The organism is Nocardia higoensis, from assembly GCF_015477835.1.
Taxonomy (GTDB): Bacteria; Actinomycetota; Actinomycetes; order Mycobacteriales; family Mycobacteriaceae; genus Nocardia; species Nocardia higoensis_A.
The window spans coordinates 201,385-223,128 of the sequence record NZ_JADLQN010000003.1; the positions used below are offsets into that span (position 1 = coordinate 201,385).

General features: G+C 69.4%; 21 protein-coding genes. 13 read left to right on the forward strand and 8 right to left on the reverse strand.

What is annotated here, in order from left to right; genetic code table 11:
* Nucleotides 1–260: 260 nt before the first annotated feature.
* Together IU449_RS18815 and IU449_RS18820 are read left to right on the forward strand one after the other, a co-directional pair.
* The gene (locus IU449_RS18815) at nucleotides 261–1,451 is read left to right on the forward strand and encodes a helix-turn-helix domain-containing protein (protein WP_195003428.1); all 1,191 of its coding nucleotides are present in this window, start codon (nucleotides 261–263) and stop codon (nucleotides 1,449–1,451) included.
* Between the two features lie 152 nt (nucleotides 1,452–1,603).
* Nucleotides 1,604–1,783 carry a hypothetical protein gene (locus IU449_RS18820; RefSeq protein ID WP_195003429.1) on the forward strand — a complete coding sequence of 60 codons (180 nt, stop codon included), beginning with the start codon at nucleotides 1,604–1,606 and terminating at the stop codon, nucleotides 1,781–1,783.
* Nucleotides 1,784–1,870: 87 nt separating this feature from the next.
* Here IU449_RS18820 and IU449_RS18825 read toward each other — a convergent pair whose 3' ends face one another.
* The 4 genes from IU449_RS18825 to IU449_RS18840 all read right to left on the reverse strand — a co-directional run bounded on the left by IU449_RS18825 (nucleotide 1,871) and on the right by IU449_RS18840 (nucleotide 5,785).
* The gene (locus tag IU449_RS18825; protein ID WP_195003738.1) at nucleotides 1,871–2,608 is read right to left on the reverse strand and encodes a DUF1707 SHOCT-like domain-containing protein; all 738 of its coding nucleotides are present in this window, start codon (nucleotides 2,606–2,608) and stop codon (nucleotides 1,871–1,873) included.
* Between the two features lie 101 nt (nucleotides 2,609–2,709).
* Complete coding sequence (locus IU449_RS18830) at nucleotides 2,710–3,378, reverse strand: response regulator (RefSeq protein ID WP_195003430.1); 669 nt, start codon at nucleotides 3,376–3,378, stop codon at nucleotides 2,710–2,712.
* 101 nt (nucleotides 3,379–3,479) lie between these two features.
* Complete coding sequence (gene macS, locus IU449_RS18835; protein ID WP_195003431.1) at nucleotides 3,480–4,664, reverse strand: MacS family sensor histidine kinase; 1,185 nt, start codon at nucleotides 4,662–4,664, stop codon at nucleotides 3,480–3,482.
* Complete coding sequence (locus IU449_RS18840; RefSeq protein ID WP_195003739.1) at nucleotides 4,661–5,785, reverse strand: AI-2E family transporter; 1,125 nt, start codon at nucleotides 5,783–5,785, stop codon at nucleotides 4,661–4,663. The genes macS and IU449_RS18840 overlap by 4 nt, the downstream gene beginning before the upstream one ends.
* 248 nt (nucleotides 5,786–6,033) lie before the next feature.
* Here IU449_RS18840 and IU449_RS18845 point away from each other — a divergent pair, with 248 nt between their 5' ends.
* The 8 genes from IU449_RS18845 (at nucleotide 6,034) to IU449_RS18880 (ending at nucleotide 14,266) form a co-directional block, all read left to right on the forward strand.
* Nucleotides 6,034–7,047, forward strand: coding sequence for a GlxA family transcriptional regulator (locus IU449_RS18845; protein ID WP_195003432.1), 1,014 nt, complete (start codon nucleotides 6,034–6,036; stop codon nucleotides 7,045–7,047).
* 140 nt (nucleotides 7,048–7,187) lie between these two features.
* Nucleotides 7,188–8,240, forward strand: coding sequence for an HD domain-containing protein (locus IU449_RS18850; protein ID WP_195003433.1), 1,053 nt, complete (start codon nucleotides 7,188–7,190; stop codon nucleotides 8,238–8,240).
* A 202-nt stretch (nucleotides 8,241–8,442) separates the two neighbouring features.
* Nucleotides 8,443–9,048 (forward strand): DJ-1/PfpI family protein, encoded by a 606-nt coding sequence (locus IU449_RS18855; RefSeq protein ID WP_324188319.1) that lies wholly within the window; start codon nucleotides 8,443–8,445, stop codon nucleotides 9,046–9,048.
* Nucleotides 9,045–10,355, forward strand: coding sequence for a Dyp-type peroxidase (locus IU449_RS18860; protein WP_195003435.1), 1,311 nt, complete (start codon nucleotides 9,045–9,047; stop codon nucleotides 10,353–10,355). Before IU449_RS18855 ends, IU449_RS18860 begins: the two co-directional genes overlap by 4 nt.
* A 36-nt stretch (nucleotides 10,356–10,391) precedes the next feature.
* Nucleotides 10,392–11,000 (forward strand): DJ-1/PfpI family protein, encoded by a 609-nt coding sequence (locus IU449_RS18865; RefSeq protein ID WP_195003436.1) that lies wholly within the window; start codon nucleotides 10,392–10,394, stop codon nucleotides 10,998–11,000.
* A gap of 131 nt (nucleotides 11,001–11,131) precedes the next feature.
* On the forward strand, nucleotides 11,132–11,869 hold the full coding sequence (locus IU449_RS18870) for an HD domain-containing protein (RefSeq protein ID WP_195003437.1): 738 nt from the start codon (nucleotides 11,132–11,134) through the stop codon (nucleotides 11,867–11,869).
* Between the two features lie 248 nt (nucleotides 11,870–12,117).
* The gene (locus tag IU449_RS18875) at nucleotides 12,118–13,770 is read left to right on the forward strand and encodes an adenylate/guanylate cyclase domain-containing protein (RefSeq protein WP_228805283.1); all 1,653 of its coding nucleotides are present in this window, start codon (nucleotides 12,118–12,120) and stop codon (nucleotides 13,768–13,770) included.
* A gap of 112 nt (nucleotides 13,771–13,882) precedes the next feature.
* On the forward strand, nucleotides 13,883–14,266 hold the full coding sequence (locus IU449_RS18880; protein ID WP_195003438.1) for a DUF3054 domain-containing protein: 384 nt from the start codon (nucleotides 13,883–13,885) through the stop codon (nucleotides 14,264–14,266).
* A gap of 28 nt (nucleotides 14,267–14,294) precedes the next feature.
* On the opposite strand, the gene IU449_RS18885 is transcribed toward IU449_RS18880, so the two are convergent.
* On the reverse strand, nucleotides 14,295–15,944 hold the full coding sequence (locus IU449_RS18885) for an NTF2-like N-terminal transpeptidase domain-containing protein (protein ID WP_195003439.1): 1,650 nt from the start codon (nucleotides 15,942–15,944) through the stop codon (nucleotides 14,295–14,297).
* Nucleotides 15,945–16,338: 394 nt separating this feature from the next.
* On the opposite strand from IU449_RS18885, the gene IU449_RS18890 reads away from it, so the two are divergent.
* Nucleotides 16,339–16,935, forward strand: a complete 597-nt coding sequence (locus tag IU449_RS18890; RefSeq protein WP_195003740.1) for a hypothetical protein — start codon at nucleotides 16,339–16,341, stop codon at nucleotides 16,933–16,935.
* A gap of 23 nt (nucleotides 16,936–16,958) precedes the next feature.
* On the forward strand, nucleotides 16,959–17,399 hold the full coding sequence (aroQ, locus tag IU449_RS18895; protein WP_195003440.1) for a type II 3-dehydroquinate dehydratase: 441 nt from the start codon (nucleotides 16,959–16,961) through the stop codon (nucleotides 17,397–17,399).
* A 213-nt stretch (nucleotides 17,400–17,612) separates the two neighbouring features.
* Here aroQ and IU449_RS18900 read toward each other — a convergent pair whose 3' ends face one another.
* Nucleotides 17,613–18,746, reverse strand: coding sequence for a glycerate kinase (locus IU449_RS18900; protein ID WP_324188320.1), 1,134 nt, complete (start codon nucleotides 18,744–18,746; stop codon nucleotides 17,613–17,615).
* A 112-nt stretch (nucleotides 18,747–18,858) separates the two neighbouring features.
* Nucleotides 18,859–20,433, reverse strand: coding sequence for an alpha/beta fold hydrolase (locus tag IU449_RS18905; RefSeq protein WP_195003441.1), 1,575 nt, complete (start codon nucleotides 20,431–20,433; stop codon nucleotides 18,859–18,861).
* A gap of 179 nt (nucleotides 20,434–20,612) precedes the next feature.
* Here IU449_RS18905 and IU449_RS18910 point away from each other — a divergent pair, with 179 nt between their 5' ends.
* Complete coding sequence (locus IU449_RS18910) at nucleotides 20,613–20,924, forward strand: GNAT family N-acetyltransferase (protein ID WP_195003442.1); 312 nt, start codon at nucleotides 20,613–20,615, stop codon at nucleotides 20,922–20,924.
* Nucleotides 20,925–20,929: 5 nt separating this feature from the next.
* Here the strand turns inward: IU449_RS18910 and IU449_RS18915 are convergent, their stop codons facing one another.
* A complete protein-coding gene (locus tag IU449_RS18915; protein ID WP_195003443.1) occupies nucleotides 20,930–21,691 on the reverse strand; it encodes a lysophospholipid acyltransferase family protein in 762 nt (253 codons plus the stop codon).
* Nucleotides 21,692–21,744: the final 53 nt, after the last annotated feature.

Here is a 21,744-nt window from a genome sequence, read left to right on the forward strand (position 1 = left end):
TGTAGTCGCCCGTTTCCGATTCCGGCGCGTGCGCGCGGTCGGCGCGCGAGAATTGCGGGCAATGCCTGCGGTGCGGTAGCGCTCGGCATCGTGATCATGTGCCGCCCCTGCCTTCCCAACATTGGATTCTCAAAGTTGCGGAAAGACAACGGTATTCCAAACAGTGTGCGGAGAGTCGTACGCAATGTCCCACTTCGACACCGATACAGGCCCTACCGTCGGTATCCTGAAACCTGGATGTAACACAAGGGCTCGAGGTTATGGACGATTCTTCGATCGGCGTACGCATCAGGCGCTTTCGTGGTAAAGCGCTCACCCAACGCCAGCTGGCCGATCAGGCCGGCGTGAGCGTCGATCTCGTGCGCAAGCTCGAGCAAGGTGGCAGGCAGACCGCCTCGATCGCCAGTCTGCAGAAGATCGCGCGCGCCCTCGATGTCGACATCGCCGATCTGATCGGCAATCGTCACGGCATCCCGTCGGGTAATCCGGACGCGGGCATCGTGGCCATCCGTCGTGCCCTCACTCCGGTGGACGACCTGCTCGGCAGCGCGCCGGAGGAGGCCGCGGTGTCACTGGAGGACGGCCGTCGCGCCGTCGACTACGCCTGGGGCGCGTACTGGTCCGGCCGCTACGAACTGCTGACCACGATCCTGCCGACCGGCCTCACCCAGTTGCGCGCCACCGTGCACGCCGCCCGCAACGGTTCGGTCGCCCCGGCCAACGAACTGCTCGCCCGGATGTACTGGGTGACCGGCTGCACCCTGGTGCATCTCGGACAGACCGACCCGGCCTTCCTGTCGATCCGCCTCGCCCTGGCCGCCGCCGAACGCGGCGACGATCCGTTGCTGCTGGCCACCATTCGCGGTTCGGTGGCCTGGCAACTGCTGGTGCAGGGCCGCTACGTCGAATCCCGGGGCGTGGCACTGCGCGCGGCGAGCGAACTCGAGCCGGACGGCGAGGTGGCGTCGGCGCATCTGTCCGCCTACGGCTCACTGGTCCTGCAGGGCGCCACCGCGGCCGGGCGGGCCCAGAACATTCCGGACGCGCTGGCGCTGCTGGAGACGGCGGGGGAGGTGGCGCTGCGCCTCGGCGTCGACCGGCAGGACTACGAAACCTATTTCGGCCCTTCGCAGGTGGTCATGCAGACGGTGGACGTGAACGTCTCCGCCGAGCGCTATCCGGAGGCACTCACCGCCGCCGCGCAGATGCCGGTCAACGGCGGTCTGCCGCAGGCCTCGCGCGCCAGGCACCTCGCCGACACCGCGGTGGCCTGGACCAGAACCGGCCAGTACGGCCGGGCGCTCGGCGCCCTGCTCGACGCCGAGCGGGTCGGCGGCGCGGATTGGATGAAATACCAGTCACTGCCCCGGCATATCGTTTCCGAATTACTCGACAACGATCGCCGCATGCCTTTGCGCGCCTTTGCCCGCCGCCTCGGTGTCAATACCTGAGACGCTCGAAAAGTGGAAAGACACAAATTGTGCGAGGACATTTTGTCTCATCCCTAGGGACGCCGACGAGCGCTACCCACCGGTAACAACACGTGGTCTGATGGTGCCTGCCCCCAGTCGGGGAAGCAGTTCAACCGACCAGAGGATCACCCATGACGTCGAAGTTCACCCGCCCCGCCGCCCTCGCCGCCCTCGTTCTGACCGCCGGCGCGCTGAGCGCGGGCACCGCCACCGCCGCAGCCCCCACGGCCCCTGCCACCGCCGTCGCGGGTTCGGTGGAGGTGTGCATCCCGATTCCGGGCCTGCCGCTCGAAGTGGCCATCTGCCTGTAATCGTCGGCGTTCCCGCTCGACGCGCGGCAGCTGGGCAACCTCCACCCGGGGGCCCACCACAACCCCGGGTGGAGGTCCGGAAGGATCTCAGTGGCCGAGCAGTGTGCGCCAGTGCTCCATCAGCGGTCGCTTCGCGGTCACCGATCCGAACCTGACCCGTCCGCGCACCACCAGATGCAGGGGGCCCATCGGCGGACCGGTGCGCACTTTGTTGGCGACGCTGGCGGCGATGGGCTCGAGGCCGTCGAGATTCACCGTGGCTTCCGCGGGCACCACCAGATTCAGCGTCGAGCAGAAATCGTCCACGAAGATTTCGACCACCTGCGTCGACATCACCGCCTCGGTGAAATCGAGCGTCACCGACGCGACCCAATTGTTCAGGTGCAGCGTCGGCGGCACATTCCACCGGCCCCGCCTGGAAACATCGGATATCCGGGTGCGGATCACATTCGACGCCACATCGTTCCCCGACGGCTGCGATCCGGCAGGAGGCCGGCGGTGGGCAGCACCCGCGCCGAAGGCCGGGCCGTGGAAAGCCGCGCCCCGGAAACCCGCGCCGGGGAGGAAGGCCGGACGCTGCGGTCCATACGGCACGGCCGGACCGGCGAAACCGCGTGACGGTGCGGTGGGCGCGCCCACCAACCGGATGCCGGGCAGGTCGACCAGCACGGAATTGAGTTCGCCTCGAGTCTTGGAGGCCAACGCGGTGTCCATACGTTCGGTGAACTCGCCGAGCGAGAGCATCCCCAGACCGACAGCCCGTTGCAGCAATTGCCCGACGTGCTCACGCTCGGCGTCGGAGACGCGCAGATCACGATCGCCCACCGACTCGGCCGTGCGGTGGGATTCCGGTTCGGAGGCGCCCATGTTTCGAGGTTACCGACGCCGGGCCCGCACGACATCAGGGCGAACCCTGATACCGGTGGCTAATCGAGGCCCTGTTCGATGGCGTAGCGGGTCAGCTCGACCCGGTTCGCCAGCTGCAGTTTGCGCAGGGTGGCCTGCACATGGTTCTCCACGGTGCGATGGCTGAGCCCGAGCCGGGCGGCGATCTGCTTGGCCGACAGCCCTTTCGCCACCATCCTCAGCACTTCGGTCTCCCTCTCGGTGAGGGCGGGCCGATGCGGTTCGTCGGGTCGTGGCGGCGCGCCGGCAATGCGCCGAAATTCACCGAGCACCAGCCCGGCGAGGCCGGGGGTGAAGACCGGCTGACCGGCGGCCGTGGCCCGCACCGCCTCGACCAACTCGGCCGCCGACGCGCTCTTGACCAGGTAGCCGGACGCACCGGCTTTGACGGCCTCGAGCACGTCGTCGCGTTCGGCCGAGGCCGACAGCACCAGCACCCGGCTGTCCGGGGAAACCCGCAGCACCTCGGCGGTCGCCTGGGCACCGCTGCCGTCGGGCAGTTGCATGTCCATCAGGACCACGTCGGGCCGGACAGCGGCGGCGCGGCGGGTGGCCGACCCCACCCCGTCGGCCGTGGCAGCGACCCGGAAACCCGCCTCCTCCAGGTCCCGGGAGACCCCGTCGCGCCACATCGGATGGTCGTCGACCACCATCACCGACACAGCCCCGGCGCGCGTGTCCTCGGTCATCGTCCCGCTCCTCTCGGCCGCACCGTGTCGAGGCACCGTGTCGATGTCGGTCATGGTGCGGGTCTGGGCACGGTGCCGGTCTCATCGTGCCACCGGTCCGCTCACCCGCGCGGCACCCGGAACTCCCATTCCGCCCCTTCGGCCTCGGCGCCGCCGGCGAACAGCTCCGCCGTGCCGCCGAGCGCGGCGATCCGCCCGATGATGGAGCGCGAAACACCCATCCGGCCCTCGGCTTCCGCCTCGGCCAACCGCCCCGGCGCGATGCCGATCCCGTCGTCGCGCACGCTGACGATCAGCTGTTCGCCCGTGTCCTCCAGCAGCACATAGGCTTTCGCGTCCGGTCCGGCGTGCAGCTCGACATTGGCCAGCGCGGTCACCACGGCGGCGGCGATCTCCCCTGCCACCCACGGCCCCACCGGCACCGGCTCTCCCGGCGTCGACACGAAGACCCGCGGCGTGGCGTGCGCGGTGAGCAGACCGCGCAGATCCACCTCGTTGTCACCGCGCTCGCCGCGACCGGCGGCGTGCCTGCCGCCCTGCTCGGACAGCAGCACCCGCAGCGCCACTTCCTGTTCACCCGCGCGATTCGCCAATTCCGTGGTAACACCGCCGATTTCGCTGCCCCGTCGTTTGATGTAGCTGAGGACTTGGAGCACACCGTCGTGCACTTCGCGGGCCAGCCGCTCGCGCTCCTCGGCGGCGGCGGTCAGGCGCACGGCGCGGCGCAACTGGTCCTGGGCGCGCCGGGCGGTCTCGGCGGCCAGGCCGAGCGCGAGCCCGACCGAGACCAGCACCGGCGCGGTCGCGTCGGTCCACACGTCGGCGCCCCACTGCTCACGCACGGTGATGATGACCGCCGAGATCAGCAACCCGGACGCGATGCCGACCATCGGCCCCCGCAGGATCGCCGCGGAGATGACGGCATTGGCCGCCCACATGGTGGTCGGCAGGGTCTGGTGGCCGTGGTACCAGTCGTAGTCGGCGACCAGCCTGGTCGCCGCGATCAGCCCGATCACCACGATGTGGTCGCCGACCACCACCGCCGAGCGCCACCGCATCACGTCGGCGCGCCAGTGCGAGAGCATCAGCGCCGAAAGACCCGACCAGACCGCCATCAACGCGATGAACACCCAGCTCAGGCGCTGATTCTGGTAGTAGGGCACCGAGGCGATCTGCTGACCGATCGCGTACAGCAGGGTGACCAGCCGGAACGCCTGCACCGCCCGCCACAGCGGGGCCGTGGCGGCATCGTCGGCGCTGGGCTCGGCGGGCCGGTCGGGGCTCATCGGGGTCGTTCGCCGTCGGGGATATCCGGTCTATCCGGTTCCGCCGAATACAGTCTGGGTTCGCCGGTCAGCAGATCGTGGATGACCTCCTCCGGCGATTCGGCCAGCAGCGAGCGGATCGCGGTGTTCATCACCGCCACGAACGGCACCGCCAGCAACGCGCCCGCGATCCCGCCCAGCACCAGACCCGCCGCGATCGCGATCACCACCGCCAGCGGATGCACGCTGACCGCGCGACCGAGCAGCAAGGGTTGCAGCACATGACTTTCCAGCTGCATGACCGCGATGATGATGCCCAGCACGATCAGCGCGGTCACCAGTCCCTCGGTGACCAGCGCGATGAACACCGCGACGAACCCGGCCAGGAACGCGCCGATGAGCGGGATGAACGCGCTGATGAACACCAGCGAGGCCAGCGGCAGCGCCATCGGCACGCCGAGGATCAGCAGCCCGGCGCCGATGCCGATGGCGTCCACCGCCGCGACGACGACTGTCGCCCGGACGAAGCCGACCAGGGTTCCGAAGCCGAGTTCACCGGCCAGGCGCACTCGGTCGCGGTGCTGAGTCGGCACCACCCGGGTCACGAACTCCCAGATCTGATCGCCGCCGTAGAGGAAGAACACCAGGATGAACAGCGTCAGGAAGGTGCCGGTGAGCAACTGCCCGATCATGGTCGCGGTGGTCAGCGCTCCGCTGGTGACGCTGTCCTGATTGGATTCGATGGTCTTGACCAGAGTGTCGCCCGCGCTGCGGATCTGGTCGTCGCTCAGATGCGGCGGTCCGTTGATCAGCCAGTCCTGGATCTTCTCGATGCTGGCGGTCACCTCGTCGGACAATTGCGGCACCCCGGCCACGAACTGCTCGACGACGAAAGTCATGGTGCCCGCGACCAACCCGAGCGAGCCGATCAGCGCGACCACCACCCCGATCCAGCGCGGCACCCCCAGACGCTGCATCCAGTCCACCAGCGGCGCCAGCAGCGCGGCCGCCAGCAGCGCGATCGCCACCGGGATGAGCACCGTGGACAAACGCTGCACCAACATCGCCACCGCGATCACCGCCGCGAAGATCACCAGCAGGCGCCACGACCACTCCGCGGCCTGCCGCACGATCGGATGCACGGAATCGGCGGCCGAACGGGGAGTTCCCCGGGTGTCCGAAGCGCCGCCCGGTACACCGACGATGCCGTCCGATGCGCCCGCACCCGCCGCGCCGCCCGGGTCCGCCGCGCCTCGGGCACTTTCCTCGGGGTGGCTCACGGTCGTGAGCCTAACGGCCGCCCCAGCGCCGCGAACACACCCAGACGGGGAAGCCGGAGCCGACATGGCCGATGCGTCCGTTTCAGCCCTATCTGTTAAGTTCCAGCCACATGGCGATCGTGGCGGTCCTGGCCCCTGACAACGCGCTCGGATTCGAGGTAATGCTCCCGGGCTTCGTGTTCGGCGCGGCGAATTCGGTCAGCGAGGAGAAGCACTACGACATCCGGGTCGTGACGATCGGCGGCACCAGCGCGACCGCCTCCGTGCACGGCGCGGTACGACTGGAGACGGACTGGGACCTCGACACCGTCGCCGATGCCGACACCGTCGTGGTGCCCGGCCGGGCCGGGTTCTTCTGCGAACCCGACGACTGCGTTCGCGACGCCCTCCGGGAAGCGGCCGCCCGCGGCGCACGCATGGCTTCGATCTGCGTGGGGGCGTTCACCCTCGCCGCCACCGGACTTCTCGACGGGCAGCGGGTGACGACACATTGGGAATCCGCCGCCGAGTTGGCCCGCCGGTATCCACTTGTCGAGGTCGACGCTTCGGTGCTGTTCATCGACAACGGCAGCGTGCTCACCTCGGCCGGAGCGACGGCGGGGTTGGATTTGTGCCTGCACATCGTCCGGCGGGATCTCGGCGCCAAGGTGGCTGCCGACACCGCGCGCCGAATCGTGATGCCGCCGCAGCGGGACGGCGGGCAGGCCCAGTTCATCGCCTACACCGACCCACGGAGCCCGGACACGTCCCTGCAACCGGTCCTGGACTGGATGCAGGTGAACCTGCACCGCCCACTCACCCTCGACGAAATCGCCGCGCACGGAGCCATCAGCGTGCGCAGTCTGAACCGCCGTTTCCGTGCCGAGATCGGCACCACGCCTTTGCAGTGGTTGCTACGCGCCCGGGTACACCGTGCGCAGCAGTTGCTCGAAACCACCGACCTGTCCATCGACCGCGTCGCCGAGGAGACGGGCTTCGGCGCCGCAACGACACTGCGCTACCACTTCGCCCGCCTGACGAGGACATCTCCGCAGGCCTACCGCAACAGCTTTCACCATGTCGGTGGTGCCGTCCGGGCGCGCGATCGCCACCGGGAACCGCAGACGGGCACCAACCGGAGATAGACGCCGGCCGGAGACTGCCGACCTGATGAGCCGCCCACGGGTTGGCCATATTTGGGCACTAGTTGGCTATCCGGCCACTGGGCTGGCGTTACTTCCGAGCACACACTGAGTGCGCACATCTCGGAAGGAAGCAAGCCACGATGACCGTACAAGAAGTCGATCCGGCCCAGTTCGGGCTACCCAGCTCGAAGCTCGCCGTCGCGGCGGACACTCTGGTCGCCGAAGTCTCGGCACCGCTGGTCTACAACCACTGCGTACGCGCGTATCTGTATGCCCGCGAGTTGGCCGCTGTGCAGGGGCTGCGAGCCGGCGAGGACTACGACGACGAACTGCTCTACCTCAGCTGTCTGCTGCACGACCTGGGGGCCACGGACTACGCGAACGGCGACCAGCGTTTCGAGGTCGACGGAGCCGACGCGGCCGCGCGGTTCCTCAGGAAGGAAGGCGTCGACGAGCAGCGCGTACAGACCGTATGGAATGCCATCGCGCTGCACACCAGCGACGGCATCGCGCACCGCTTCGGGACGGTCGAGGCACTGATGCAGATGGGCACCGGCGCCGATATCGCCGGCATGCGGCGCGAGCTGCTACCCGACGGCTTCGCTGATCGCGTGCACGCCGTCTGGCCGCGTCACGACCTCGGATACGTGTTCGGTCGAATGCTGGCCGAACAGGTGCGTGACAACCCGGCCAAGGGCAGCTGGTTCAGTTTCGCCGGCCAGCTCTGCCAGCTCTATTTCCCGACTCACGCGCCGACCACCTGGTTCGACGCCGTCGAAGACGCGGGCTGGAACGATCGTCCGGTGGGGATCGGCTCACGTCGGGCCGCGGCCGCACAGCCTGCCGAACTGGCCTCGCTGTTCGCGCTGCACTTCAACGCCGGCGACCTCGAGGCGTTGATGTCGCTGTACGAACCTGCCGCACTGCTCTTTCCGAAACCAGGCAGCGCGCGATCGGGCACGCAGGCCATCCAGGATTCACTCGGCGCGATGATCGCCTCCGGGGCGAAGATCGAGTTGCGGACCCGTCGTGTGCACGTGGCAGGAGAACTGGCTCTGATCTCCAACGACGCCACCGTCACCGGCGCGGCGCCGAGCGACGACCCGGTGATCTCGACCTCCACCGAGATCGCCCGGCGCGGCAGCGACGGGTCCTGGCGCTACGTCATCGACGATCCCTACTTCTCGCTGTGAGCCGTGTCGCCCACGCCACCGGCGGCCGCTCGGCGTGTTCCACGGCGGTTCCGCCCCGCGACGATCGCGCAGCCCCGTGAATCGACGCGCAGCGCTACGAGCGGGGGCGGGACTCGGCGCCGTCATCGCCGGGGCATCGGTGACAGGGGCATCCGCGCAGATTCGGCGATCCCGCCCCGAGAGCCCGTCCGGACAGTGGCGAGTGCAGATCCTGGTATTCGACGGCGTGGACGACCTGGATATCTTCGCGCCACTGGAAGTGTTCGGCTACGCAGCGCATTTCGATTCCCGGGTCGAGGTGGAACTGGTGACCGCGGCGAGTCCGCAAGCGGTCGTGCTCATGTCCGGCACCACCATCGACGTACGAACGGGATGGGCTCCCGAGCGTGCCGACGTGCTCGTGGTCCCCGGTGGTGGCTACGGCCTGCCGCCGGGCTCGCCCGGTGTCCCCAGCGAGATCGCGAGAGGTCGGCTCCCCCGGCTGCTCGGCGAGGCCGCGCGCGAGGGCCTCACCCTGGCATCGGTCTGCGTCGGCGCGATGCTGCTGTCGGCTGCCGGGATCACCCGGGGCAGGCCGTGCACCACGCACCACCGGCTGCGCAAGCAGCTCGAACAGGAAGGCGGGGTGATCACCGGGGCGCGGGTCGTCGACGACGGCGATCTCGTCACCACCGGCGGCGTCACCTCCGGGCTGGACCTCGCCCTGTGGCTGGTACAGCGGGAACTGGGCTCGGATATCGCCGTCGCCGTCGAGGAAGTCATGGAGTACGAGCGGCGGGGGACAGTATGGAGGCGCGAGAGGATATGAGCACACCTACTGCCGGCCGCGCGGGCACCGATGCGCACCGCATCACCCGCCGCGGCTTGTTCGGAGTGGGCGTGGCGACCGCGGGAGCCGCTGCGGCCGGGGTGGTCGCGGGCCGTGCGACCACAGCCGACACCACTTCGGAAAATCGTCTGGAACCGTTCCACGGGCCGCACCAATCGGGGATCGCGACTTCCGCGCAATCGCACGCGCTGTTCCTGTCGGTCGACATCGCGCGCCCGGACCGCGGGGTGCTGCGGGAACTTCTCGCCGGATGGACCGCCACCGCCACCGCGCTGGCGACCGGCGCGCCACTGCCGGAACGACCGGGGACGCCACCGGGGTTCAGCGCACACACCGATTTCGCGACGGGACTGGCTCCGGCCCGTCTGACCGTCACCTTCGGTCTGGGGCCGTCGGTCTTCGACGAACGATTCGGGCTCGGCGCACAGCGACCGCGACACCTCGGCCCACTACCCGAGTTCGCCGGCGACCGTTTGAATCCGGCGTGGTGCGACGGCGACGTGCTGGTGCAGATATGCGCTGAGGACGCCCAGGTCGTCAGCAACACGTTCCGCGCGTTGCGGGCACAGATGCCGGGACTGGCGCGGATGCGCTGGACCCAGCACGGCTTCCTCAGCCGACCCGCCGACGGCAGCACACCACGCAACATGTTCGGACACCGAGATGGCACCGCAAACCCGCGCACCGAGACCGAGATCGATCGCACGGTCTGGGTTCGCTCCGCTGACGAACCCGCCTGGTTCCAGGGCGGCAGCTACCTGGTCTTCCGCAAGATCCGCATGAAGACCGCGGAGTGGGATCAGCTGCCGCTGCCTGAGCAGGACCGCATCATCGGCCGCCGACGAGGCGACGGAGCTCCGTTGGGCGGCACGACCGAGTTCGATCCGGTGGACCTCGAGCACCGTGACAAGGACGGCGAACTCTCGATTCCCGCCGGTGCCCACGTCCGCGTGGTCCACGGCATACCGATGCTGCGCCGCGGTTACAACTACGACTACGGCACGCTGATCGCGAACGCAGGCGGACCGGGTGCCGAGCCACAATCCCCGCACACGCACCTTCCCGGCACGCCTGAACACACCCACGGCGGCCACCACCAGCTCGACGCGGGTCTGCTGTTCGTCGCGTACATGAACGACCCGCCCGAGCAGTTCATCAGGGCACAACGCGCGCTCGCCGCCGACGACCGACTGAACCCCCTCGTCGAGCACACCGGCAGTGCGTTCTTCGCCGTCCCACCCGGCAGCACCCCCGACGAACCGATCGCCGCCGCATTGCTCCGCTGACCATGCCTTCCGCGAGATCGAACAAGAGCCACAACCATGACAACGTACGGAATCCTCATCTTCGACGACGCCGAGGAACTCGACTTCGCCGGACCCTGGGAAGTGTTCACCACGTCGGCGATCCTGCGCGACGGCACCGACCGGGTCGTCTCGATCGCTCAACGGCCCGACCCGGTGCGCTTCGGCAAAGGGCTGCGGGTGCTGCCGGACCACACGCTCGACGACCATCCACCGCTGGACGTGCTGTTGATTCCCGGTGGTCGCGGCGCACGGAAAGTGGAGCCGCACAATACGGTTGTCACCGAGTGGATCGCTCGGACAGCAGCGCGGACCGTGTGGGTCGCGAGTGTCTGCACCGGAGCGTTCCTGCTGCACGCCGCGGGTCCGGCACGGGGGCGCCGAGTCGCCACCCACTGGAAGTATGAGGACGCCCTCGAAGCGCGCGGCGATGTGACCGTCGTCCGGGACGCGCGATACGTCGTGGACGGCGGCATCCTCAGCTGTCAGGGGGTTTCGGCCGGTATCGACAGCGCGCTGTGGCTCGTCGGCCGATTGCACGGCCGCGCCCATGCCCGTGCCGTGCGTCGCGAGATCCACTACGACCCCGCACCGCCATACCTCGCCGACGAACCCGACGTCCGGTGAAGCGGCGACGTCGAGCGTGATCTGTGTGATCGAGCTACCGGCTCCCCGGACGCTGCGGTCATCGCCGCTCTCGTCGCCGGTCCGCTATCGGTGCCAGCCCATCCCACTCACCCTTCCCGATCGGAGTACCCATGGACATCCCACGTCGCACAGCTCTCGGTGCCGCCGCGGTGGCCGGAGCCGCCATCGCGCTGCCGCGCACGCCGGCATCCGCACAACCCGACACGCTGATCTTCCCGGCCTCACCGGTGTCGAAGGCGGCCCGTGAGCTGCTCGACACCGCGGTCGGCCCGGCCGTGCGCAACCACAGCATTCGCGGGTTCCTGTTCGCCCGCGCCGTCGCCGGTGCACACGACCTCCGTCCGGGCGCCGACTACGACGAGGAAGTCATGTACCTCATCTGCGCCCTGCACGACATCAGCCTGGGCGATATGGCCAACGGTCAGCAGCGGTTCGAAATGGACAGTGCGGACTTCGCGGCCGAGTTCCTGGAACGCAACGGCGTCACCGACAGCAGGGTCGATACCGTATGGGACGCCATCGCCGCCCACACCTCCGGATTCAGCGACTCACCCGTCTACCGGCGTCGTCGTCCCGCGGAGATCTGGATAGCCGTGGAAGGCATCGGCATCGACATCGGCGGCGGCCCCACCGATCTGCCGCCCGGCTACGCAGACCTCGTCCACGCCGCCTATCCCCGCCTCGGTGGCACCCGCGCTCTGACCACGATCATGGAGAATCAGGTCCTTGCGGATCCGCGTAAAGCGTTCCCTTCCAGCCTCGCAACCGAACTCGTTCGCCAGCGTCATCCAGAGGTGTCGTATCCGACCTGGGACGAGATCATCGATGCGAGCGGCTGGAAAGACTAGCACTGCCACGGCGCCTGGTTCGAGTGTCTTACCTGCGTCTTCTTGCTCTTGTCGCGGAATCACTTCGCCATCTCCACCGAGTCGGCGATGGACCGGGACGCCCGGGTCCGCCGCGCCTCGGGCACTTTCCCTCGGGGCGGCTCACGGTCGTGAGCCCAACGGCCGCCCCAGCGCCGCGAACATACCCACATGATCGAAACGCTAGATTGGTGAGTGTGTCAGCGCCTCTGGAAGCGGTCAAACAGACCATGCATACGCGCTGGCCGCTGTACCTGACATCGATGCTGCTGGCCAATGCCTTCGGCGCGGTGCTGCTGTGGGCGTTCATCCAATACGGGCTCCCGGTGCCGGAGGGTGAGGCGGCCGGCGCCAGGCGTATCGGCCTGCTCGTCCCCGGCGCGGTGTTCGTGACCGGCGGATTGCTCAGCCTGGCCGCCTCGGCCCTGATGCTGCGCCCGGTGATGCGCTGGCAGATGCGCGGCGGCCCGCCGAGCAGGCAGGAGCAGATGGCGGCGCTGCACGCGCCGCTGCGGCAGGCCATCCTGCACCTGGTGCTGTGGCTGCTCGGCGGCGCGGTGCTGGCGGCGGTGATCATCACCGAGTCGCCCGAGCTGGCGGGCGCGGTGATCGTCACCCTGTGCATGGCCGCGACCATCGTGTTCGGCTTCACCTACATGCTCGGCGAGCGCATCCTGCGCCCGGTGGCCGCCCAGGCGCTCACCGAGGGCACCTTCGATCACACCCTCACCCCCGGCGTCGGTACCAGAATGGCGATGACCTGGGGAATGGGCACTTTCGCGCCCACGTTCGCGATCGTGCTGCTGTGCGTCACCCAGATCTCCTCGGACGTGAAGTTCTCGGCGCAGTCGCTGGCCGTGTCGATCCTGCTGCTGTGCGGGGTGGTGATCCTGCAGGCGCTGGCGCTGTCGATGCTGACCGCTTCGAGCATCTCCGACCCGGTGCGCCAGCTCAGCCAGGCCATCGCCCGCGCCCAGGAAGGCACCAGGGAGGTGCAGGTCGAGGTATTCGACGGCAGCGAGATCGGCATGCTGCAGGTCGGCTTCAACCGGATGATGGAGGAAGCGGCCAAGCGCAGGAAGCTGCAGGAACTGTTCGGCCAGCACGTCGGTGAGGAGGTCGCCCAGCGCGCCCTCGACTACGGCACCGAGCTCGGCGGGGAAACCCGGTTCGTGGCGGTGCTCTTCGTCGACATGGTCGGTTCCACCGCGACCGCCGCCGAGCGTCCGCCCACCGAGGTGGTCAGCCTGCTCAACGAGTTCTTCCGGGTCGTCGTCGATGTCATCGATCGCCACCACGGCTTCGTCAACAAGTTCGTCGGCGACGCGGCGCTGGCCATCTTCGGCGCGCCGCTGGACCGTCCCGACGCTCCGACCGCCGCGCTGGCCGCCGCCAGGGATCTGCGCGAGGCGCTACGCGAGGTGGCAGGCCTGGACATCGGCATCGGTGTGTCCGCGGGACTGGCGGTCGCGGGCAATATCGGCGCGGCGAACCGTTTCGAATACACCGTGATCGGCGACCCGGTGAACGAGGCCTCCCGGCTCACCGAGCTCGCCAAGGATCATCCCGGCCGGGTGCTCGCCTCGGGCAGCGCGCTGTACTTCGCCGAGGAGGCCGAGGCGGCGCTGTGGCTCACCGGCGAGGAAGTGCAGTTGCGCGGCAGGAGCCGCAGCACGCAGCTGTCCTGGCCGAGGGCGAGCGTCGAGCACGGCACCCGGCCGGACGGCGAGCAGATGCCGGTCGGCCTGACCGACGCCGAGCAGACCGACCCGAACCTCGACCCTCATCGCACCGACGACGAGCAGGCGCTGACACCTGCCGACCGAACAGCCCCGGGCGCCGAGCAGGCACCCGCATCCGACGCGCAGACGGCCACCGATTAGCGCCGTCGTCGCAGGTCGCCCCGGTCGCCGGGGCCGGTGAGCCGGCGGCCGTCGGCGTCGAGGGCGATGGTCCGGGCGCCGGCGGGTGGATCGGCCGCACTACGCTGACCAGGTGCGAACAGTGCTGACAGCGATATCGGTCGATCTGATTCTGGTGGCCGTGTTCTGCGCCATCGGACGACGCAGCCACGACGAGGCGGTACTCACCGGGCTGCTCGAGACACTGTGGCCGTTCGCGATCGGCCTGACGCTCGGTTGGGCGCTGGCCGTGGCGGCGAGCAGGCTGACCGGGCGGGCGGCGTTCGCGCCGACGGCGGTGTGGCCCACCGCGGTCGCCGTGTGGCTGGGCACGCTGGCGGGCGGCATGATCGTGCGGGTGATCGCCGGTCAGGGCACCGCGTTCAGCTTCATCATCGTCGCGGGCACCGTGCTGGCGGTCTTCCTGATCGGCTGGCGTGCGATCCTCGCGTTCGCCACCCGTTCCTCACGAGGCTGAACCGTCGGCCCGGCGAATCGCGCGCGGCTCAGGTCTCCGGCTGTGCCAGCGACTGCAACATCCGCGCCGCCATCCGGGCGGTCGCGTTCGAGCTGTCGATGTCGGCGATGTGGATGGCGAAGGCCAGGTCGCCCATATTGGCGATCAGCCAGCCGTCCGAGTCCGCCTCGGCCGCGTAGGCGATCACCGGGAAACTGCGCAGCGGGGTCAGGTGCGGTTTGCCCATCTCCTCGCGCAGCACCGTGCGCAACCGGTCGACGATCGGATTGCCGAGCGGGCTCAGTTGCGCGTCGGTGGTCCCCGGCCGTCCGGTCTCCACCGACGGCGCGGGCACCTCCCCACGCGCGATGGCCGCCGCCGCGATCGCCATCCCGAACGGGCTGGCCAGCACGACATCGGAACCGCCGCCCTGGCGGGCCTGTTCGGCGCCGCGACCGCCGACGGTGATCCGGGCGGTCACCTCGTCGAGGCCGGGCACCTGGAAATCGACGCCGAGCCCGAGCCTGCCCGCAGCCTCCGCCGCGTCCTGCACGGTGACGTCGCGCGGCGGCTTGTTCTTCTCCAGCGCCGCGACCTCGCGCAACAGTTCCACGTTCCCACCCACCGGATACAGTCCGGTGAAGGCCACCGGGCCCTGTTCGGTGGCGTAGCTGTTCTGGGCGACCGCGACCACCGCGCCGTTGGACGGCTGGATCGCCACGATCGAGGCGGGTGTGCCCACGCTGACCACCGCGTCTTCGGCGGCGCGCTGCAGCCGTTGATCCATCGTCGAGGTGATGTCCGGCCCCGGCGGACCCTGATGGCCCGCGACCTGCCGGACGAAGCGCCCGTCCGGCTCGAAGATCTGCACACCCCAGCCCGCGTGCCGGTCCTGGCTCTCGGTCCACACATTGCGCATCGCGTCGAGCATCGGCGACCAGACCCGGCGGTCCGAGGAGATCAGCTCCGGTGACTTCTCGAGGACCACGCCGGGGATCGGCGCCATCCGTGGTTCCAGGATCGCGAAGTCGCCTTCGCGCAGCCGGACGGCGAGGATGGGCTCGCCCTTCGAGGCGGCGAGCTCGTCTCGCAGCGAGGCGCCGGTGATGAGCGGGGCGACCGGCTCGATGGCCTTGGCGAGCGCGTCGGTGGAGGCGACCGGGTCGGGCATCTTGGCGGGGTCGAGCTTGACCAGATTGATGACCTGCTCGTGCATCAGCGACGAACCGACGATATCGATCACCCGCGGGGCGGGCGAGGGCAGTGTGCGCACCAGCTTCACGGTCCGCCCGCCGGCCAGCTCGGGCATGACCAACTGGGGTTCCCAGGAGATGCGCCAGCCGATCGCGAGCTTGCGGACGGTGCCCTGCAGGCTGTAGCCCCACTCCTTCTTCTGCCCCGAGTCGTACTCGCCGAAGTTCCAGTCGACGTCCATGCTGAAGATGGCCGACTCGTCGTCGAGCCCGATGAATTGCGTCTTCTGGTAGTCGACGGTGCCCGGCTGGAGGCCTTCGAACATTTGCGACATCGTTGCCGAAGCCGCGTTGGGGTAGGAAGTGAGATCGGCGGCCTGGCGATACTCCTGCTCGTCGAGCAGTTCGGTGAAGCGGTCGACAAGCGCTTCGGGTTCACTCGTCTCGGTATGGAATCCGCACCCCGTCAAGGCCATCACCACAGCCGTCACTCCCGCGAGTGCCATAGCGCCCCGGACGCGAAAGCGGCGGGATCCCCACACATCCATATCGCCCACTCTTCACTCTTGTCACTCCAGCAACAAGACCACCGTACCTGAATGAAATCCACCCGCGTCGCCCCGGTGACCGGGACGTTACCCGTGCTCAGCATATCGATTGTGCCCGAATTCCCGGGCACCAGCAGGCGAACATGAGTGACATCCGGTCACAAGGCGATAACCGGCGACGTCAACGTACCGGGCGACGCGCCGGGGCGCGAGACGGCCCGGAAGTCCATTCCGGTGCCGGTGTTCGCGGGGAGCGAAAGCCCGCACTTTCCGATGCTCTGCCGCTCAACCGAGAACGGCGTAATCTTGTAATCACTGTAACAGCAATCACAGACTACAGCGGGTGAGTGCGATGCGACATGATCATCGAGGCCGCGAATTCGGCCGTCCGGGCGGCTGGCAACAAGCCGATCTGCCCGACCCCGCCGACGCGCCGGACTGGTTCGCCGGAAGATTGCCGAGCGACTGGTTCACCGGCGCTCCGAGCATCGAGGTCGACCGCGACGAAATCGTCGTCGTCGGCACCCTGCCCCTGCCGCGCCCGGACACCGGCTCGGCCGGGGACGCCGGCGGTGCCGCGGAGAAGGTTCCCGCCGCCACCGTGGAGGGGGCGATCGCCCGCTTCCGGGAGACCACCCGCCCGGCCAGGATGCAGATCGCGAACGAGGCCGAGTACCGCTACCGGCGCAAGGTCGCCTGGGGTGTCGTCGCCGGTGGCGAACGGGTGATGTTCACCCAGCTGGCCGTCCCGGTGATGACCCGGCTCCGGCAATCCGAACGCAAAGTCCTCGACACCCTCGTCGACGCGGGCGTCGCCCGCTCCCGTTCGGACGCCCTCGCGTGGACCGTGCGACTGGCGGGCAAACATGCCGAAGAGTGGCTGGCCGAGCTGCGCGCCGCCATGCGCACGGTCGAGGACCTGCGCTCCCAGGGACCACGGGGCCTGTGATCACGGGCGGCTAGGGTGTGGGCATGGCAGACACGGTGGCCCCGATCCTGGTGCTCAACGGACCGAACCTGAACATGCTCGGCACCCGCCAGCCCGAGGTCTACGGCGCCGCCACTCTCGACGACGTCGTCGCCCTCTGTGCACGCACCGCCGCCCGATTCGACCGGACCGTCACCGCTTTCCAGTCCAATCACGAAGGCGCGCTGATCGATCGAATTCATCAGGCCCGTGGCGCGGAATCGGCCATCGTGATCAATCCCGGCGGGCTCACCCATACTTCGGTGGCGCTTCGCGACGCACTGGTGATTCCCGAGGTGCCGATCGTGGAGGTGCATATCAGTAATGTGCACGCCCGCGAGGAATTCCGGCATCACTCCTTCATTTCCCCGATCGCCACCGCGGTGATCGCCGGAATGGGTATCCAGGGATACGCCGCCGCAATCGAATTCCTCGCCACTCGCTGAGCCCTGCTCGCACCGTTGCCGATTCGAGCCGCGGCACATTCCTCCAGCGGTCGCTACCGATCGACCGCGGCGGCCGTCGCGAGGTACGGCTGGCGCTGACTACGGCCGGGTCCACCCCCGCCCGCCTCGACGACGTGCCGCGCCCGGCACCGGCGCGAGCGACCGCGATGGTCGCGGCTCGTCGCAGGGGGCACCCCCACGTCGGGCACCGGTCTATGAGCGAACGGCATTCGAATCGCCCAGCCGCTCCACGGCGATACGCGCGCCGAGTTCTTCCAGCAGGCGGGCCGCGTCGCCGATACAGCGGTCGGGATCGGGCTCCAGGTCGGTGAGTGCGTAGCAGGCCGCGAATCCCGCCGCACGCAGGCGCTGCGGCGGGAGCAGGGTGCGACCGACCGCGGCGACCACCGGGACCTCGCCCGCCGCCGCGCACACGCCGATCGGGGCCTTGCCGTGCAGACTCTGCTCGTCCAGTGCCCCTTCACCGGTGATCACCAGATCGGCGCCGGACACCAGGGTCGCGAAATCGAGCAGATCCAGGATGATCTCGATGCCGCTGCGCACCCGCGCGCCCAGTACCGCGATCGCCGCGAAGCCGGTGCCGCCCGCCGCACCCGCGCCGGGCGTCGCGGCGGCGGCGGGCCCGGCCAGTGCCGCCCAGTTCTCCAGTGCCGCCTCGAGAATTGCGCGCTGCGCCCGGTCCGCTCCCTTCTGCGGGCCGTAGACCGCGACCGCGCCGCGTGGGCCGAGCAGCGGATTGTCGACATCGCAGGCCAGCGTGAAGGTGACCGTGCCGACGCGTTCGCGCACGGCCTCGGTCTCGAGCCGGGCGACGCGCGCCAGAGCGGCTCCGCCGAGGGGCACCTCGTCGCCGCGCGCGTCGAGCAACCGGGCGCCGAGCGCTCGCAGCATGCCCGCCCCGCCATCGGTGGAGGCGCTGCCGCCGAGACCGAGCACGATCTCGCGCACGCCCTCGTCGATCGCGTGCCCGATGACGACACCCAGACCGAACGTGCTCGCGCCCAGCGGGTCAGGCGTGCCGCCCGGCAGCTTCGCCAGACCGGTGACCGCGGCCAACTCCACGACGGCGGTGTCCCCGCGCAGCGCGTACGAGGTCTGCGAGAGCTGTCCGGTCGGGCCGGGGGCGGTGAGCCCGACCCGCTGCCAGCCCGCGGCGACGAACGCGTCCACGGTGCCGTCGCCGCCGTCGGCGACCGGCACCCGGCACAGGTCGGCGGACGGCAGCACCGAGGCGATGCCACGTGCCAGGGCGGCCGCCACTTCGGGCGCGGTGAGCGAGCCCTTGAACTTGTCCGGGGCGAGTACCACCCGGGGCGCGGGAGTCACCGGCCCATTCTCCGGGACCGGATCGCGCGGCGCACGGTGCCTTCGGCGCGCACGGCCCGCGCTGCCGACGCCGGGCATCACCGATGTGAGCGCACAGTATTCAACGCGGCGCTCACGACGCGGGCAACGGCGCTTCGGGAGCCTCGGAGATGGACACCTCGCCGGTACGCAGGTAGGTCAGCACGGCCTCGTCGACGACCGGGTTCCCGCGGCCGAAGGTGCCGTGATCACCGCCCTCGACGGTGATGAGCGCGGCGTGCAGCGCCAGCGCCAGCGCTGGGCCACCCTCGTAGGGGGTGAGTGCGTCGTGCCTGCTCTGCAACAGCAGCGGAGCGGTGCCCAGGGCCGCGCCGTCGATCGCCACCGGCTCGGTGACAGGCGGCCAGGAACCGCAGCTCATGCCGGAGCGCACCAGGGCGGCGCGGGCGTCGAGGGCGTTGCCGCCGGAGGCGAGGGTGCTCACCGCGGCGCCGAGCATCTCGGGCCTGCCCGGCACCGCGTTCTCGTTGCACGTGATGGCGGAGAACACGAAGCGGCCGATCGGATCGGTGTCGGTCGCGCCCGCGATGGCGACCAGCCGCTCGATATCGGCGGGATCGGCTTGCGCGCGGGCCATCGCCTCGGCGAAGGCGGGCCAGAACGCGCGGGTGTAGGTGGCCACCGAGGTCGCGCTCACCAGCGGCACCTGCGCGGACGCACCGCCGGAGAGCAGCAGGCGCAGGAAGTTCTGCACCTTCGCCAATTGCTCGGTGCCGCCGTTGAAGCCGTCGCGGGCGATCTCGGCGAGCGGGTCGGGCAGTTCGCCGGGCAGATCGGAGACGGCGGCCGGCGGCGGGGTGAGGTTGGCGTACCAACCGCCGCCCTGCGTGGACACCTGGCGCACCCAGGTCCGGTAGACCTGCATGGCGGTGGCGCCGAGGCGATATTCGTCGTCGCGTTCGGCGATCCACTCGAACAGAGCGTCCAGGCGGTGCTTGCCCGCGGCCTGCTGCTGGGCGAACTCTTCGGTCCAGATCCAGCCGGGGTGCACGTTGGAGTCCAGGACCATGCGCTCGACCCGCTGCGGGAACAACGTGGCGTAGACCGCGCCGAGATAGGTGCCGTAGGAGGTGCCCAGGTAGCCGATGCGGTCCAGACCGAGGGCGGCGCGCACGGCGTCCAAATCGCGGGCGGTGTTCTCGGTGGTGATGGTGTCGAGGTAGCCGGGCTGGGCCTCGTCGCAGGCGGCCCTGAGCTCGTCGTCGCTCACCGCCACCTGATCGTCCTCGGTGGTCTGCGCCGCGCACGAGAGCGGGGTGGCCCAACGCAGGCCGCGCGGTTGCACGGCGTAGAGGTCGTAGTGCGCGGCGATGTCGGCGGGCATGGTCGCCACCCGCTGCGCCCAGAAATCCAGGGCGTCGACGCCGGGGCCGCCGGGGTTGGTGAACAGCACTCCGCGCCGCTCGCCCTGGGCGGCGATCCGGCTGACGGTGAGTTCGATACGCGGGCCGTCCGGTTCGGCGTGGTTCATGGGCACGTCGATCACCGCGCACTGCGCGCCCCTGCCCGGGGTCACCGCCCCGTCGGGACACGACCCGAACACCGGGCTCGGTGCGGCGAGGACCGGGGGCGCGACGAGCGCCGAGGGACCCGCCGAGCTCACCACGCCGAGAGCGAGCGCCGCCTGAAACAGCTTTTTCCGCATCATCTTTCGCACCTCCGCGGGTCGCCGCCGCGCAGGCTGAGCGCGACCCGGTCACCGAGCATTCTCGCCGCGTGGGCGCGAGAGGACAAGTCATCAGGCATTTCCCCGTGGCGCACATCCATATCGCCGCGGCACAGCGTTGCGATGTCTCATGGCGGGCCCCGGCGGAGTAGCGTCGAACCATGTCGACCGAGGTCCGCATCAACACCGCACTGGAACGTTTCGAGATCTACGTCGACGGCGACATCGCCGGCTACGCCGAGTACCAGGACACCGCTTCCGAGCGCGCGTTCGTGCACACCGAGATCTATCCGCGGTACGAACGGCAGGGCTACGCCACAGAACTCATCGGCACGGCGCTGCGCAGCACCCGCGGTGAGGGCTTCGGCATCCTGCCGATGTGCTCGATGGTGCGTCACTTCGTGGAGATCAACCCGCAGTTCATCGCCTCGGTGCCGCAGTGGGCGCGGGGCCGGATGGGGTTGCCCCAGTAGCGGATTCAGTAGTGGGCGATCGCCCCGTCGAGGGCGGTCTGCAGGTCGGCGCGCACCAGCCGGGCGATGTCGGCGGGCTTGTCGGGCAGCTCCAGGACCGGGACGCCGAAATAGAAGCTGGCGGATTTCGCCTCCTCGCGATCGGGTTCGATCGCGTCCTCGGGCCGTGGGCCGTAGCTCAGGCCGATGCTGACCAGCGCGGGACGCACGTCCAGCTTCATGGTGCGGAAGGCGATGTGCCCGATGCCGCTGCCGACGGCCTGCACCTTGGCCGGGTCGACGTCGTTGCAGGTGCCCTCCGGGAAGATCGCCAGATGGTCGCCGCGGGCCAGGCGGTCGGCGCAGATGTTCATCATCTGCTGACCGGCCGCGTTCACGGCTCTGAGGCCGTGATCCTTGCCGCGGAAGACGGGGATGCCGCCCATCATGTCGACCTTGCGCCGCTGGTCCGGATCGACGAACAGCTCGTCCTTCGCCAGTACCCGCACCCTCCCGATGATGGAGCGCAGCGGGCTGCGCCAGGTCATCGCGGCGACGGTGTAGGGATCGTGCCGGGAGAGGTGGTTGATGGCGAAGATCGTGGGCCGCCGCGAACGCAGCAACTCGCGGACCTGCTCCCTGGCCTCGTCCGCGTAGGAGACGCGCGGACGGAAGCGGCGGGCGAGCAGAGCGTACGCGGCCAGCGCGGTGAGCCGACGCTGACGATGATCCCGGTAATAGTCGTACACGGCGTCGACGTTGTCGAGACTCACCACGGGTTGCTCCATGTCACCGACTCTAGATCGGTACCGGGACGGACGAGCACTTCACCGGACAAACT